This window comes from Mycobacteroides sp. LB1, assembly GCF_013449725.1.
Lineage (GTDB): Bacteria > Actinomycetota > Actinomycetes > Mycobacteriales > Mycobacteriaceae > Mycobacterium.
In genome coordinates, this window is the sequence record NZ_JACCFF010000001.1 from 1,591,470 (window position 1) to 1,605,183 (window position 13,714).

14 protein-coding genes are annotated in these 13,714 nt (G+C 64.2%); 4 read left to right on the forward strand and 10 right to left on the reverse strand.

What is annotated here, in order from left to right; translation table 11 throughout:
• Window positions 1-17: 17 nt before the first annotated feature.
• Together MLB1_RS07795 and fgd are read right to left on the reverse strand one after the other, a co-directional pair.
• Complete coding sequence (locus tag MLB1_RS07795; RefSeq protein ID WP_180749057.1) at window positions 18-365, reverse strand: hypothetical protein; 348 nt, start codon at window positions 363-365, stop codon at window positions 18-20.
• Between the two features lie 28 nt (window positions 366-393).
• Window positions 394-1,407 (reverse strand): glucose-6-phosphate dehydrogenase (coenzyme-F420), encoded by a 1,014-nt coding sequence (gene fgd / locus MLB1_RS07800; protein ID WP_358145440.1) that lies wholly within the window; start codon window positions 1,405-1,407, stop codon window positions 394-396.
• A 68-nt stretch (window positions 1,408-1,475) separates the two neighbouring features.
• On the opposite strand from fgd, the gene MLB1_RS07805 reads away from it, so the two are divergent.
• Window positions 1,476-2,219 (forward strand): MBL fold metallo-hydrolase, encoded by a 744-nt coding sequence (locus tag MLB1_RS07805; RefSeq protein ID WP_180749061.1) that lies wholly within the window; start codon window positions 1,476-1,478, stop codon window positions 2,217-2,219.
• Window positions 2,220-2,256: 37 nt separating this feature from the next.
• Here MLB1_RS07805 and MLB1_RS07810 read toward each other — a convergent pair whose 3' ends face one another.
• Genes MLB1_RS07810 through MLB1_RS07820 form a run of 3 tightly spaced genes read right to left on the reverse strand, consistent with a single transcriptional unit; the run spans window position 2,257 to window position 5,755 of the window.
• The gene (locus MLB1_RS07810; protein WP_180749062.1) at window positions 2,257-3,612 is read right to left on the reverse strand and encodes an NtaA/DmoA family FMN-dependent monooxygenase; all 1,356 of its coding nucleotides are present in this window, start codon (window positions 3,610-3,612) and stop codon (window positions 2,257-2,259) included.
• Entirely contained in the window at window positions 3,597-4,709 is a 1,113-nt protein-coding gene (locus MLB1_RS07815) for an LLM class flavin-dependent oxidoreductase (protein ID WP_180749064.1), read from the reverse strand. Before MLB1_RS07815 ends, MLB1_RS07810 begins: the two co-directional genes overlap by 16 nt.
• The gene (locus MLB1_RS07820; protein WP_180749066.1) at window positions 4,706-5,755 is read right to left on the reverse strand and encodes an LLM class flavin-dependent oxidoreductase; all 1,050 of its coding nucleotides are present in this window, start codon (window positions 5,753-5,755) and stop codon (window positions 4,706-4,708) included. Before MLB1_RS07820 ends, MLB1_RS07815 begins: the two co-directional genes overlap by 4 nt.
• 231 nt (window positions 5,756-5,986) lie before the next feature.
• On the opposite strand from MLB1_RS07820, the gene MLB1_RS07825 reads away from it, so the two are divergent.
• Window positions 5,987-7,897 carry an HNH endonuclease signature motif containing protein gene (locus tag MLB1_RS07825; RefSeq protein ID WP_180749068.1) on the forward strand — a complete coding sequence of 637 codons (1,911 nt, stop codon included), beginning with the start codon at window positions 5,987-5,989 and terminating at the stop codon, window positions 7,895-7,897.
• Here MLB1_RS07825 and MLB1_RS07830 read toward each other — a convergent pair.
• The 4 genes from MLB1_RS07830 to MLB1_RS07845 are packed head-to-tail and all read right to left on the reverse strand — an operon-like array spanning window position 7,894 to window position 10,961.
• A complete protein-coding gene (locus tag MLB1_RS07830; protein ID WP_180749070.1) occupies window positions 7,894-8,382 on the reverse strand; it encodes a GNAT family N-acetyltransferase in 489 nt (162 codons plus the stop codon). The genes MLB1_RS07825 and MLB1_RS07830 overlap by 4 nt on opposite strands.
• Before the next feature lies 1 nt (window position 8,383).
• On the reverse strand, window positions 8,384-9,316 hold the full coding sequence (locus MLB1_RS07835; RefSeq protein ID WP_180749072.1) for an ABC transporter substrate-binding protein: 933 nt from the start codon (window positions 9,314-9,316) through the stop codon (window positions 8,384-8,386).
• A complete protein-coding gene (locus MLB1_RS07840) occupies window positions 9,313-10,074 on the reverse strand; it encodes an amino acid ABC transporter ATP-binding protein (RefSeq protein ID WP_180749074.1) in 762 nt (253 codons plus the stop codon). The genes MLB1_RS07835 and MLB1_RS07840 overlap by 4 nt, the downstream gene beginning before the upstream one ends.
• Entirely contained in the window at window positions 10,071-10,961 is an 891-nt protein-coding gene (locus MLB1_RS07845) for an amino acid ABC transporter permease (RefSeq protein ID WP_180749075.1), read from the reverse strand. Before MLB1_RS07845 ends, MLB1_RS07840 begins: the two co-directional genes overlap by 4 nt.
• Before the next feature lie 123 nt (window positions 10,962-11,084).
• Between MLB1_RS07845 and MLB1_RS07850 the strand changes: the two genes are divergently transcribed.
• Window positions 11,085-11,480, forward strand: coding sequence for a PPOX class F420-dependent oxidoreductase (locus MLB1_RS07850; RefSeq protein WP_180749081.1), 396 nt, complete (start codon window positions 11,085-11,087; stop codon window positions 11,478-11,480).
• Here the strand turns inward: MLB1_RS07850 and MLB1_RS07855 are convergent.
• Complete coding sequence (locus MLB1_RS07855) at window positions 11,477-12,097, reverse strand: TetR family transcriptional regulator (protein ID WP_180749083.1); 621 nt, start codon at window positions 12,095-12,097, stop codon at window positions 11,477-11,479. The two genes, MLB1_RS07850 and MLB1_RS07855, sit on opposite strands and share 4 nt — an antisense overlap.
• Window positions 12,098-12,194: 97 nt before the next feature.
• Between MLB1_RS07855 and MLB1_RS07860 the strand changes: the two genes are divergently transcribed.
• On the forward strand, window positions 12,195-13,700 hold the full coding sequence (locus MLB1_RS07860) for a carotenoid oxygenase family protein (RefSeq protein ID WP_180749085.1): 1,506 nt from the start codon (window positions 12,195-12,197) through the stop codon (window positions 13,698-13,700).
• Window positions 13,701-13,714 lie beyond the last annotated feature (14 nt).

Consider the following 13,714-nt stretch of genomic DNA (forward strand, 5'->3'; position numbering starts at 1 on the left):
CGACTGACTGACCTTGCTCAGGCGCTCTCACCGAGACGAACCGTCACCGTCACGCGACCGTTGTCGTCGCGCTTCGCGATACCGTATCCGGGCACGTCAACCCCATTCAGCTGAAGCTGCAGCGGCTGCCCTTCGCCGAGGAAATTGCGCCACCACGTCTTGGTGTCTGGGATTCCGACCCAGATCACGATGTCGTCGCCCGAGCGCCAGTAGTTCACCGGCGTGCTGAAAATCTGTCCGGATCGGCGGCCGGTGTAGGTGACGACGGTGAAGTACCGGCCCGCCAGGCTGCGCAGCCCCGGCACGTTCAGCGCTATCACCGGCACGGTGTTCACCGCGTCGACGAAACGCCGCAGCAGGCTCATCTGTGCCTCCGGGTCTTCGCGCTAGCGCTCATCCCAGCTTCCGCAAGCGTGGTTCGAGATCGTTCTTGAAGAGCTCCAGGAATCGCTTCTGATCGTGCCCGGGAGAATGGAACACCAGGTGGTTCAGGCCCCAACCGACGTAGTCGGCAACCTTCTCGACGGCCTCGTCGGGATCGGAGGCGACGATCCAGCGCTTGGCGACCTGCTCGATGGGCAGCTCGTCGGCGGCCCGCTCCATCTCGATCGGGTCGTGGATGCTGTGCTTCTGCTCGGGGGTCAGCGACAGCGGCGCCCAGAAGCGGGTGTTCTCCAGCGCCTTCTCCGGGTCCGGGTCGTAGGAGATCTTGATCTCGATCATCCGGTCGATATCGTCGAATGTGCGCTCGGCAGCCGCCGCACCCTCCTTGACCGCGGGGATGAGCTTGTCCTTGTACAGCTCCTCGCCCTTACCGGAGGTACAGATGAAGCCATCGCCGGTACGGCCCGCGTACTTGGCGACGACGGCACCGCCCGCGGCGATGTAGACGGGGATGCCGTCCTCGGGCACGTCGTAGATGGCAGCACCCTTGGTGCGGTAGTACTCGCCCTCGAAGTCGACGCGCTCACCAGTCCACAGCTCGCGCATCAGCCGTACCGACTCGCGCAGCCGCGCGAACCGCTCCTTAAACTCCGGCCACTCGCCGATGAACCCGGTGGCGATCTCATTGAGCGCCTCGCCGGTACCGACACCCAGGAAGATGCGGCCCGGGTACAGGCAGCCCATGGTGGCGAAGGCCTGTGCGGTGACGGCCGGGTTGTACCGGAACGTCGGGGTGAGCACCGAGGTGCCGAGCTGCAGACGCTGGGTGCGCTCACCGACGGCGGTCATCCAGGCCAGCGAGAACGGGGCGTGGCCACCGTTGTAGCGCCACGGCTGGAAGTGATCGCTCACGGTGGCGCTGTCGAAACCGTGAGACTCGGTGGCAACGGCCAACTCCACGAGCTCACGCGGCGCGAACTGCTCTGCCGATGCCTTGTATCCCAGTTTCAGTTCGCGTGCCACAGGCGCTTCTCCCATTGACTAGTCGGATCTCCAACCACCCTAACCACACCCCGGATAGTCTCCATTCCATGGTCGAGATCACCCAGGTCAGCGACGCCGTGCATGTGGTCAACGGGGAAGCGGTGAACTGGGTGATCGCGTCGGACGGCTCCGGTGTCACTCTCTTCGATTCCGGCTATCCGGGAGATCGTGACGACGTACTGAAATCCATTGCGGCGCTCGGGCATAAACCGCAAGACGTGCGGGCGGTGGTGCTCACACACGGGCACATCGACCACATGGGAACCGCGATCTGGTGGGCTGCCGAGCATAGGGTCCCCGTATACGCCCACAGCGCCGAGTTAGGCAATGTGCGGCGCGACTATGTCGACCAGGCTCAGCCGTTCAAGGTGGTGCTGAATCTGTGGCGCCCGGGATGGCTGCCGTGGGTCATCCACGCGATGCGTCTAGGGGCAGGGGTGCGCGACGGCATTCCGACGGCTGCGCCGATAGGCCCCGAGCTCGCGGAGCTGCCCGGTGCGCCGGTTCCCATCCCCACCCCCGGGCATTCCGGCGGTCACTGCTCGTTCCTGGTCGCCGGTCACGTGCTGGTGGTGGGCGATGCGATCATCACCGGGCACCCGATCGCGACACGTTCCGGGCCACAGCTGCTACCCACACCGTTTACCAAGGACATGGAGCAGGCGCGCCGCAGCGTCGAGGCCCTACCGGATGCCGTGGGGGATGCCAAGGTCGACGTGCTGGCCCCCGGTCACGGACCGGCGTGGACGGGATCACTGCGCGACGCCGTCCAGATCGCCCTCCGCGCCTAACGGCGAGACGGCACTCAGATCGGAGACCGCGACGTTGTCACGCTCTCAGCGCCGTCTCGGCGGTTGAGTTGACGGGGTCTAGCCCGAGATTTTCGCGCAGGGTCTCACCCTCGTACTCGGTGCGGAACGCGCCACGCTCCTGTAACAGCGGCACCACGGTGTCGACGAAGTCGTCGAGGCCGCCCGGAGTCAGGTGCGGGACAAGGATGAATCCGTCGCAGGCATCTGCCTGGATATAGCGGTCCACCTCCGCCGCCACCTGTGACGGGGTACCAATGAACTGCTGGCGCGAGGTGACTTCCTTGATCAGTTCGCGGATGGACAGGTTCTTGGCCTCCGCAAGCTCCCGATACTTCGCAGCGATCTCCCGTGGGTCGCCATGGCGGGCCTTGCCACGGGTAATCGACTCGTCCCCCGTCGGCTCGACGTCCGGCAATGGTCCATCCGGGTCATACTCGGAAAGGTCACGGCCCCACACCTGTTCCAGATAGGCGAGAGCGGTATGCGGGCCCACCTGCTGATCCCTGATATGCGCCGCCTTATCGATCGCCTCGTGTTCGGTGTCACCGAGGACATAGGCGACTCCGGGAAAGACCTTGAGCTGATCCGGGTTTCGACCGTGCGCGACGGCCCGAGCCTTGACGTCGGCGTAATACTTCTGCCCCGCCGGAATCGAGGAATGGATGGTGAACAGCGCATCGGCATGCTTGGCGCCGAAGTCGCGCCCGTCCGCGGAATCCCCCGCCTGCAGCAGCACCGGATGGCGTTGCGGGGAGGCCGGCGCGCTGGCGACGCCACTCACCGTGAACTGCGGCCCCTGATGCGACACCGGGTTGACGCCGCCCGTCTCGTCCCAGCTGTCCCAGAACTTGCGTGCCACGCTGATGAATTCCTCGGCCCGGTGGTACCGGTCGGCGTGGTTCAGGAATCCGCCGCGCCGGAAGTTCTCGCCGGTGAAGGCATCAGATGAAGTGACCATGTTCCAGCCTGCCCGGCCGTCCGACAGATGGTCGAGGGTGGCGAATTGCCGTGCGACGTTAAAGGGTTCATTGAAGGTGGTGTTGATGGTGCCCACCAGCCCGAGCTGGTCGGTGACGGCGCCCAGCGCGGCGAGCACCGTGAAGGTATCGGGCCGTCCGACGACATCGAGATCGTGGATCCGGCCACGATGCTCACGCAGTCGCAGCCCCTCGGCAAGAAAGAAGAAGTCGAACAGCCCCCGCTCCGCGACGCGCGCCAGATGCACGAAGGATGCGAAATCGACCTGGCTGCCCGAGGCCGGGTCCGACCACACCGTGGTGTTGTTGACTCCCGGAAAGTGCGCGGCGAGGTGGATGGGCTTGCGATGCTTGCCTTCCCTGACTTCGGTGTCCGTCATCAGATAAGCCCCCATTCCTTGGCGACGAGTTCGTAGGAGCGCAGCCGGTCCTCGTGACGGTGGGTGATGGAGGTGATGACGAGCTCGTCGGCGCCGGTGACCCGCGCCAGGGCATCGAGCCGCTCGACGACCTGGCCCGCATCGCCGACGAACTGGGTGGCGACACGGTCCTCCACCTGTTGGCGTTCCTCGTGGGTAAGTGGTTGTGCATCATCGGGATTGGGATACGGTATGGCGCCGCGCCCGGAACGAATCGAGTGCACCCACTGTCCGAAGGTGCTGGTGAGGTGGCGTGCCGTCTGCTCGTCATCGGCGGCGACCGCGTCCGCGGAGACAATCACATACGGCTGCGTCAGCGCCGACGACGGACGGAAGGCATCGCGGTACGCCTCGACCGCTTCCAGGGTGGACCACGGGGTGGTGTGGTAGCTCGCCACGAACGGCAGTCCCCGTCGCGCGGCGACCTGGGCCGACTCCCCCTTGCTGGAGCCGAAAAGCCATAACGGCAGATCGGCACCCTCTCCCGGACGGATATGCAGCGCAACGCCTTCCGGGCTCACATAGGTGCCGTCGAGGAATGCCTGGATATCGGCCACCTGTTGTTCGAAATCGGGGATCTGAGCGCCGGGCTGCTGCAAGGTGGCCACGGTCGCGCGCAGCTTCGGGTTGTCCTTGATCCCGAACTCAGCGGGCGGCTGCGGGATGAACAGTCCATCGACGTCCCGGGCCGGTGCGGGTTCGGGCTTCTTCTCGTTACCGGCGAGACGGTCCCTGATCCGATGGCCCGTTCGCCCGAGCCCGAGGTCGATGCGTCCGGGGTACAGCGCATCGAGGATGCCGAAGCTCTCGACCACCGCGGCCGCCGTGGTCGAGGCGACCTGGACTGCACCGGCACCGACCCGGATGCGACTGGTGGCGGCGGCGACCTGCGCGATCACCAGGGCGGGCACGGTGCTGGCCACCGCGACGAAATGGTGTTCGGCGAGCCAGTAGCGGCGGTAGCCCCATTGTTCGGCGCGCTGGGCCAGATCGACTGAATTACGCAGTGCCGTGGCGGCATCCGATCCTTGGCTGACTGGCGACAGGTCGAGAACCGACAATGGGACGTTCATGCCGACTTCCTTGCATAGCGGTTGGTGGCGGTAGGCAGGCCGAACCGCGCTCTGAGAGTTTCGGAGGCGCCAGCCTCATACTGCGTGCGGAACCCGTGGTGGGTCTGAAGAAGGGGCACGAGTTCGTCAACTATGACCGGGATATCGAGCGCGTTGACGGCCGGTCGCAGGCGCAATCCGTCTATTCCCCATTCGTGCCATTGACCGATAAGGTCCGCCAGTTCCGCGGCCGATCCGGTGAATATGGCAGCATCCGAGTGGAATTCGTCATCGCGACCGAACGCGACCACGAGGTCTGCCAGCACCTTGATGATGCGATGGCTCGACGTGTTGTGCAGGCGTGCCGGGATTTCGGCGGCGGATGCCCCGTCGTGCGGGGTGACGAAGACGATATCGGCATTCTTCGCGGCGAACACCTGCCCGGGACGGCTGCGGGCCAGCGCCGCGACCACCGACTGCCCTTGCGGGGACCTCGGGGTGATGGACGGCCCCTTGACCGAGAAGAACCGGCCCTCGAAGTCGACGTAGTGCAGCCTCTCCCTATCGATGAAGCGGCCGGTGTCCAGGTCTCTGATCTCGGCGTCGTCCTCCCAGCTGTCCCACAACCGTCGGGTCACCTCGACGACGTCCGCGGCCTCGTCGAGCAGGTCCTGCAGCGGCAGAACCTTGGTGCGGCCGAATGCATCGGCCTCTTCCTCGGTATCGGCGATGGTCACCTGCCAGCCGGCACGACCACCGGACACGATGTCCAGGGTGGCAATCGCTTTGGAGATGTGGAACGGCTCGTTATGGGTGGCCGGTGCGGTCGGGATGAGTCCGATATGCGTTGTCGCCGGCGCCACGCGCGCGGCGGTCAGCACCGCGTCAAGGCGGCCGCCGGGAGTCCGCGCGAAGGAGTCTTCGAAGGTTACGAAATCCAATAGCCCACGCTCGGCGAGCTGGACCTGTTCGGTCCAGTACTTCCCGGTGAGGGGGCCATTGGCGTGCTTGTCCTGGCTGGGATGCCACCCGTACCCGTCCAGGGCCAGGCCGAGCAGTGTCGTCACAGTTGGCTCAACGTCCGCGATCCGAGTGATGACGGCGTTAATCTCACCCTGAAGGAAAGGGGGCGCGTGAGGCCTTCTGGGGCTGGTCCGCACTCGGTGTCGGCGCCGAACCCGTGGACCGGGCGTGCACCAAGGTGCTGCTCGACCTGATGGCGACCGGCCCCGACAGGCCGTGCGGATGCGCAAACCCTTCTCTTGACGCGAGGCGGGACCACATTTATACTCGAACGTATGTTCGATTCAAGGGTGAGGCTTCTCACCTCCGAGCAGGCCGACCTCATGATGGCCGCTCAGGCCGCCGAGGAGGATGAGGCCCACGCGGCATTCGTCGATCCGATCGAACAGTGGTTGGCCAATGAGACCGAGCAGGCAGAGTGGTTATCCACCAAGGAATCCCGACGTCGCGCCGAGCTTGACGAGCTGTTTCGACGGATAGATACCGGGGACGGAGTATGCCCGCCGGATGTCGGTGTAGATCCCTCGTTTCAGCCGGATGCGGCCCCGGACCAGCTGGTGGCCCATCTGCTCGACGAGATGCGCGATCGAGCACACGCCGAGAATCGCGCTGCAGCACAACGTGTTCTACTGGCGCTGCGAGTGTTGGAAGAGCGCATGTGTCAGTCGCTTGCCGAGTACGGCGAGGAGGTGACCGGTGTCAGGCTCGCCCGCGCGGAGATCGGGTTGGCACTGGGGTTGTCGCGATCGGCGACCTCCACGCTGATCACCTGCGCCGAGCAGGTGGGCCGTCGAATGCCATTGGTGGAAAAGTCATTCCTCGACGGGGACCTGTCCTACGCCAACGCGTGCGTGATCAGCTCGGTGCTGGCTACCGCCTCGCAGAACACCATCGACGTGATAAGCGCCGAGGTTACCGAGCTTGCGAAGACGCTTCCGCCACAACGTCTCCGGTCCGCGATCTGGCGACGCTGGATCCGGCATGATGCCGACGAGGCGGCCCGTGCCCGCGAGCAGGCCGCCGGTAATCGCTATGTTCGCGTCCAGCCCAGCCCCGATGGGATGGCCTTCCTGACAGCGCATCTCACCCTGTTGGAGGCCCGGACGGCGGAGCGAAGGATCGAGGATGTGGCGTCCACCGTATGCCGGCAGGATCCACGCACCCATGGGCAGCGCATGGCGGATGCCTTTATGTCGATCCTCGCGGGAGGGCACCACATCCAATGCCAATGCGGCGTCAGCGATTGTCCGTATCTCGGCATCAAGGCCCCACCTCAACATCTGCATCTCGCGCAGGTGGTGGTGGATTTGGAGACGCTCCTGGGGTTGGCCAGTAATCCCGCGCGGCTCGGCGACGGCTCGGCGATCGATCCGGAACTGGCACGACAGATTGCCGAAAATGCCCACTGGCAAGCAATTTTCACGGAGCTGCGCAAGATGGCGCCCACCGTCGGCGGTCGATCGGTGGTGAAGCGCACGCCGCTGCCCGCACCGATCACCGACACCCCAGCACCGGGTTCGGCGCCCCCGACGGCAGCAGCGCCACAGCCCGCGCCCACGGATGGCCGCGGCGGATACACGGATCCACCGCCCGGTGCACTCACCTACCGTCCCCCCGCCGGGCTCGCGGACGGGGTGCGAGCTGCCTTTCCTACCTGCACGTTCCCAGGCTGCTCGATGTCATCGAGTCGATGCGAACTGGACCATATCGTCGAGTTCGATCACGACGCACCGATGTGCGGCGGCTGGACCATCTTCGAGAATCTGCACCCGGTCTGCCACGACCATCACGACCTGAAGACCCGTCGGCACCTGCGTGCCACCCGGATGACCGACGGCTCCGTGCGCTGGGCCGCGCGTACCGGGGACTGCGGGGTTACCCAACCAGAGCTCGGCGCGATACCGACAGGTCCGCAAGTCGTCGACGAGCTGCCACTGGCCCGCATCGAGGGGTACGCCTGCCCCGATGATCTGACCGTCATCGAGGCAGAGGCGCTGTTCTTCGAGGAGTCCTGGTGGGAGGTCCACTACGGCAATGAGATTGGTCCGTCACAGGCGGAGGTCGACCGCATCTTCGACCCCGAGGTGCGCGGCGAACTACAGAGCCTGGCCGACCGTTATCACGACCATCTCATGATCGTGGCGCGGCGACGGCAGTCGCTGCCGCGTTGGGCGAGGGCGGCCTAGAGATCCTTCTCGAACGGATGGATACCGACCTCTTCGGCGGACAAGGTGGGGTCGTACAGCGGTCGATACCCCGCGGCGAGATACAGCGCCTTGGCCTCGGGTTGGCGCGGACCGGTGGTGAGGTAGATGCGTCGATACCCGCGGCCGCGGATCTCGAGCTCCAATGCGGCCAGCGTGCGCACCGCGAGGCCCTGGCGACGATGGGCACTGGATGTCCAGATCCGCTTGAGTTCGGCGGTATCCGCGTCGTAACGCTGGAAAGCGCCACCGGTGACCGCCACACCGCCTTGCACGCCGATCAGCAGCCCACCGTCGGGAGCCGTGAAGTGGGCGGCCGGGTAGTTGACCAGGAAGTCGTGATGCTCGTCAAGGGTTCCGCCGTACCGGGTGCTGTACTCGACCGCCAGCTCGGCCAGTAGCGGGGCCGCCAAGGGATCCTGCTGCTCCACCGTCACGAACTGCAGCAGATCCTCGCACGCCGTCATGTCATCCTTGCCTGGGTAGTCCGCGGGGATTGATCTCTGACTTGGCGACCGCCTCGCTTTCCAATCCCCAGCGCTGCAACACCTTACGATACGTCCCGCTGGCAATGGCATGGTTGACGGCGTCTGCGAGGGCGCGGACCAGGCCATTGTCCTTCTTGGTGAGCACCGCGATCTCCCCCTGCAGTGCGTCCCCCGCACCCGAGAAGGTGCCCACTAGCTTGGTCTGTCCGGTCGCCCCCGAATGGAATACCGCCGTTGGGTTGGGTCCCACATAGGCGTCGATGCGACCGGAGGCCAGCGCCAAGTAGTAGCCGGTGGTCTGTTGGAAATACTTGAGATCAGCGGCGGGAAGACCTGCCGCGATATTCTGTTCGTTCCACCGGACCAGCAGCGCCTCTTGGTTGGTACCCGACCCGACGCCGATGGTCTTGCCGGCAATATCCCTGGCACCCTGGACCTTCCAGTCCAGCGATCGTCGAGCCTCAAAACTGACATTGTCCAGACGGTATGTCGCGAAGTCGAACTTCTCCTTGCGCTCCTCGGTCACCGTCACATTGGAGATGAACGCATCGACCTCGCCCGAGTCGACCTTGACGAAGTTCTGCGCCCAATCGGCCGAACGCAGGTCAACGCGCAACCCCAGGATGTCCGCCACTAGATAGGCGAAATCCGTCTCAATACCGATCATCGTCTTGTCGTCATCGGCGTAGAACCGCAGTGGCGGTGCGGAGTTGGCGTCCCCGGTGACAACGAGGGTGCCGCGCTCCCGAATTGCCGCGGGCACCTCGGCGGCTATTTCGTCCACCCGGGCGGCATGCACTCGGTCCTGGTTCGGGCTCAGATTGAAGGAGGTTGATGTCGCCGGGTCAACTCCCGACCCACAACCACTGAGGACGAGCACCGCAGCACAGAGCAGGACGACAAGGCTTCTCATGGCAGCACTTTCGAGAGGAAGCCGACAGTACGCGGGTGCGACGGGTTGTCCAGCACCTCCGTCGGCGGACCCTGCTCGACGATGGCGCCATGATCCATGAAGACCACGGTGTCGGCGATCTCCCGGGCCAGACCGATCTCGTGCGTCACGATCACCAGGGTGGCGCCATCGCGGGCAAGCTGACGGATCACGTCGAGCACCTCGGTCACCAACTCAGGATCGAGGGCCGATGTTGGCTCGTCGAACAGAATGACCTTGGGCCGCAATGCCAATGCGCGTGCGATGGCCACCCGCTGCTGCTGGCCACCGGAGAGTCGCCGCGGATACTCCGCCGCCTTGTCGGCGACTCCCACCCGTTCGAGCAGCCGGGTCGCCTCGGCAATCAGCTCGGCTCGCGGACCTCGCCGTGCGGCCAAGGGCGCCTCAATGACGTTCTCCAGCACCGTCAGATGCGGAAACAGGTTGAAGTTCTGGAACACGAACCCGACCTGCGACCGCTGACGCAAGATGGCCCGCTCCGACAGCTCGTAGAGCACCGATCCCCGCTGCCGGTATCCGATGAGCTCACCGTCGATCCGTACCGTCCCAGCATCCACCTTCTCCAGATGGTTCAGCGTGCGCAGGAGCGTTGACTTTCCGGACCCGGACGGACCGATGATGACCGTCACTTCCCCCTGTTCCACGGTCAGATCCACATCGTGCAACGCGAGCAGCTGACCGTACGACTTGCGCACCCCGCGCACCTCGATGGTGCTCACGGGCCGGTCCCTCTGCTGACACCCCGCGCATAGTGCCGCTCGATGTAGTACTGCACCACCGTCAGCACCGAGGTGATGACGATGTACCAGATCGTCGCCACCATGAGCAGCGGAACCACGCGTCCGTTGCGCCCGAAAATGACCTGCACCTGGTAGAAGAGATCGGCGATGGCCATGGTGGACACAATGGACGTGCCCTTCACCAGGCTGATGACCTCGTTGGCTGCATTGGGCATGATCGATCGCATGGCCTGCGGCAGCACGATCCGGAAGAACTGACGCCGTCGCGGAATACCGAGGGCTGCAGCGGCTTCCAGCTGGCCCTCGTCGACCGACAAAATTCCGCCCCGGATGATCTCGGCGAAATAGGCGCCCTGGTGCAGGGTCAACCCGATCACCGCGGCGGTCAGACCGCTCAGCAGCTCGTTGGTGTCGACGGTGATCAGGCTCGGCCCGAAAGGAATCCCGAAGCTGATGGTGTCGTACAGGTAGGCGATGTTGAACCAGAACAGCAGCTGCACGATCAACGGTATGGACCGAAAGATCCATACATAGGTCCACGAGATGACCTGCAGGACCGGGTTCTTGGAGAGGCGCGCGGCCGCCAGCGCGACACCGACCACAAACCCCAGCACCGTGCCGTAAATGGTCAGCCGGATGGTCAGCCACAGCGCGGCCAGCACCGACTTGGCGGTGAAATACCGCGCGAAGGTCGGCCAGTCCCATCCCGGGTTACGCACCAGACCATGCACGAACATCGCCACCAACAGCAGCGCCACACCCGAGAGGATCCAGTTGCCCGGACGCGGACGGCGCCGCACCCGCAGCGGCTCGGCAGTCTCCGCTGGCACCCGAGCCCGCGGGGGCGCAGCAGGTGCCGATGTCATGCGATCGAACCTAGGAACACCGACCAGTGCACAACAGTCTTTGGCTCCCGGCGAATCGAACGGAAGCTATCCGTCATGTCTGACCGGGGAAGCATCCGTGCCGCCCGAATGTTCAAATAGGTCATGCCAGAAATCCCCGCAGGCTTCGAAGATCTCCTGGAACAGCAGCTCTATGGCCACCTGGCCACGATCGGCGGCGACGGTTCCGCACAGTCCAGTCCCATGTGGTTCAGCTGGGACGGCGAGCGGCTGCGATTCACCCACACCAACAAGCGGGCCAAGTTCCGCAACATCCAGACCGAGCCACGCGTCGCCTTCTCGATCCTGGACCCCACGAACCCGTACCGATACCTCGAGGTGCGGGGCACCATCGACCAGATCGACGACGATCCCACCGGGTCATTCATCCAGGAACTGGCTCACCTCTACCAGGCTCCGTGGGCGGGACAGAGCACCGGCGATGAGGCGGACCGGGTGATCCTGTACCTACGGCCCACCAAGTTCCTGAGCCACGGCTAGGTCAGCGGCCCCAGCAAGCGCATACACATGTCGGTGGCTTTAGCTCCCAGTTCTCCGGCGCTGCACCTATTTTCATCGGCGAGCCAGTCCTCCATGAGGAGAGTGACGCCGCCGACCCCGAACACGGCCCTATCGAGCAGGGCCGGCTCTGGTTTCGAGACCTCTGGCGCAATGGTCAGAAGTATTGCCCGCGCGACACGGTGCTGAAGACTGCGGCGCTTGGCGGCCAGCCCGGGAAATCCGTCCAGATCGGATGTCAGAATCCGCAGGACCGCCCGGTCCGCGATGGACTGCTCAAGATAGGCCGTGAGCCCCGCCGTCAGCTGCGCATGCGGGTTGTCGCCAGCCACCCGGCCGGCTTCTGCCATCGACTGGAACAGTTCGGCGAACACGTCGTCCACGATCTGTAGAACCAAGTCGCCGATCACCGAGAACTGCTCATAGAAGTATCGATCGGTCAGCCGGGTCCGAGCACAAACACCCCGAACGGTGACCGCGGCCAGCCCCTTGTCACTCCAGAGCTCACGGCCCGCCCGCACCAGTGCCACGCGCCGCTCATCCTGGCGCTGCTCTCGCGTCTTGCCACCGTACGTGCGGTGAATCTGCCCGTTCGTCACGCTGACACGCCCTTCGTCTTGACATACGCAACCTACTCGCTAATGTTGAGGACACACGTCATCAGAAACTGCCCGACAATGTGGTCTAGGAGAGTTCATGACACTTGCGCCCGAGCATTCAGCCTCCGACACGGACTTCGAGGAGCTGGTCGCCCGCCCCTTCGAATCCCAGCTCCGCGAGTACGACTACGAGGTCACAGAGGTCGACGGCACACTGCCGCCCGAACTGACCGGCACGCTTTTCCGCATTGGCCCCGGCAAGTTCGAGGTCGGAACCACCGTGCTTCGCACGATATTCGATGCCGACGGCATGGTGTCGCGTTTCATCCTGGACGGTTCATCGGTGCGTTTCACGAACCGATACGTGCGCACCCAACAATTCCGGGACGGGTTGCAGGACAGCGCGATGCGCAGGCGAGGCATCACCACCAACGTCCCCGGGAAACTGCTCGCCAATCTCCGGCTGCCCGCGAACACGGCGAACACCAACATCGTTCCGCTTGGTGGCGAGATGTTGGCACTCTGGGAAGGCGGTCCGCCACACCGGATCGACCCGAACACGCTGGAAACCCTGGGTACCAATGACTTTGGCGGCAAGCTCGGATATGTCGGCGCCTTCTCCGCACACCCCAAGTGGGATCCGGTTACCGGCGAGATGTTCAACTTCGGTCTGGATGTCTTTCCCACACCTCGACTTCGCTGCTATCGCGTGAGCGCTGACGGGAGGATGTCACAGATAAATTCGGTGACTCTCTGGGACATGGGATGGAACCATGACTTCGCACTGACGGAGAAGTATCTCGTATTCGTGCTCGACCCCATCCGGCCCAACATCGGACAGCTCATCCGCGGGAAGAGCTTCGACGAAAGCCTCGAATACCAACTCACCAACGGGAGCACCAAGTTCATACTGGTCCCCAGAGACGGCTCCAAGCCACTTGTCTTCGAACATGATCCACAGCTGCATATCCACGTCACCAACGCATTCCAAGACGGGCCCGACGCGGTGGTGGAATTCGTTAGGTACGAGAGCCTGGATTTCTTACGACGAACACTGGACGCCGCCATGGGGCCGAAGGACCACCCAAATCCTCATCACCATCTGGTAGTCCGCGAATTTCCGGACAGTCACCTGGTTCGATTCCGCATATCACCAACCGGCAGGATCACCGAGGAAGTGGTGTCACAGTCCGCGAAAATCGAATTCCCGCAATATGACTGGCGACAGTCCACGCGTAACCATCAGATCACCTACACCGCCGGAACGCTGGAGCGCGAGGGCCACTACAACGGCATCTTCAAGTTCGACCATCGCACCGGCACCATGACACATTGCGATTTCGGAAAGGCCTCGGTCTGCGAACCGATCTTTGTGCCGCGCAACAAAGACGCGGCACAGGATGACGGCTGGCTGCTCGCGGTCAATCACGATCTTGTGGAAAACCGTTCGCAGTTAGTGATTCTCGACGCGCGTGATGTCGAGCAGGGCCCATTGGCGGTGGCGCACCTGACGCATCACCTACCCATCGGGTTCCACGGGACCTTCACGCCGCGAGTCGCCGACCCGTTTGCGCCACTGCCCCATCCGGCCTTGCTGTCCTAACAGGCCCATGCCCC

Coding starts and splice junctions, on each gene's coding strand:
- MLB1_RS07795 (WP_180749057.1), bottom strand. CDS start 365: ATGAGCCTGCTGCGGCGTTTCGTCGACGCGGTGAACACCGTGCCGGTG.
- MLB1_RS07805 (WP_180749061.1), top strand. CDS start 1,476: ATGGTCGAGATCACCCAGGTCAGCGACGCCGTGCATGTGGTCAACGGG.
- MLB1_RS07810 (WP_180749062.1), bottom strand. CDS start 3,612: ATGGGGGCTTATCTGATGACGGACACCGAAGTCAGGGAAGGCAAGCAT.
- MLB1_RS07815 (WP_180749064.1), bottom strand. CDS start 4,709: ATGAACGTCCCATTGTCGGTTCTCGACCTGTCGCCAGTCAGCCAAGGA.
- MLB1_RS07825 (WP_180749068.1), top strand. CDS start 5,987: ATGTTCGATTCAAGGGTGAGGCTTCTCACCTCCGAGCAGGCCGACCTC.
- MLB1_RS07830 (WP_180749070.1), bottom strand. CDS start 8,382: ATGACGGCGTGCGAGGATCTGCTGCAGTTCGTGACGGTGGAGCAGCAG.
- MLB1_RS07835 (WP_180749072.1), bottom strand. CDS start 9,316: ATGAGAAGCCTTGTCGTCCTGCTCTGTGCTGCGGTGCTCGTCCTCAGT.
- MLB1_RS07845 (WP_180749075.1), bottom strand. CDS start 10,961: ATGACATCGGCACCTGCTGCGCCCCCGCGGGCTCGGGTGCCAGCGGAG.
- MLB1_RS07850 (WP_180749081.1), top strand. CDS start 11,085: ATGCCAGAAATCCCCGCAGGCTTCGAAGATCTCCTGGAACAGCAGCTC.
- MLB1_RS07860 (WP_180749085.1), top strand. CDS start 12,195: ATGACACTTGCGCCCGAGCATTCAGCCTCCGACACGGACTTCGAGGAG.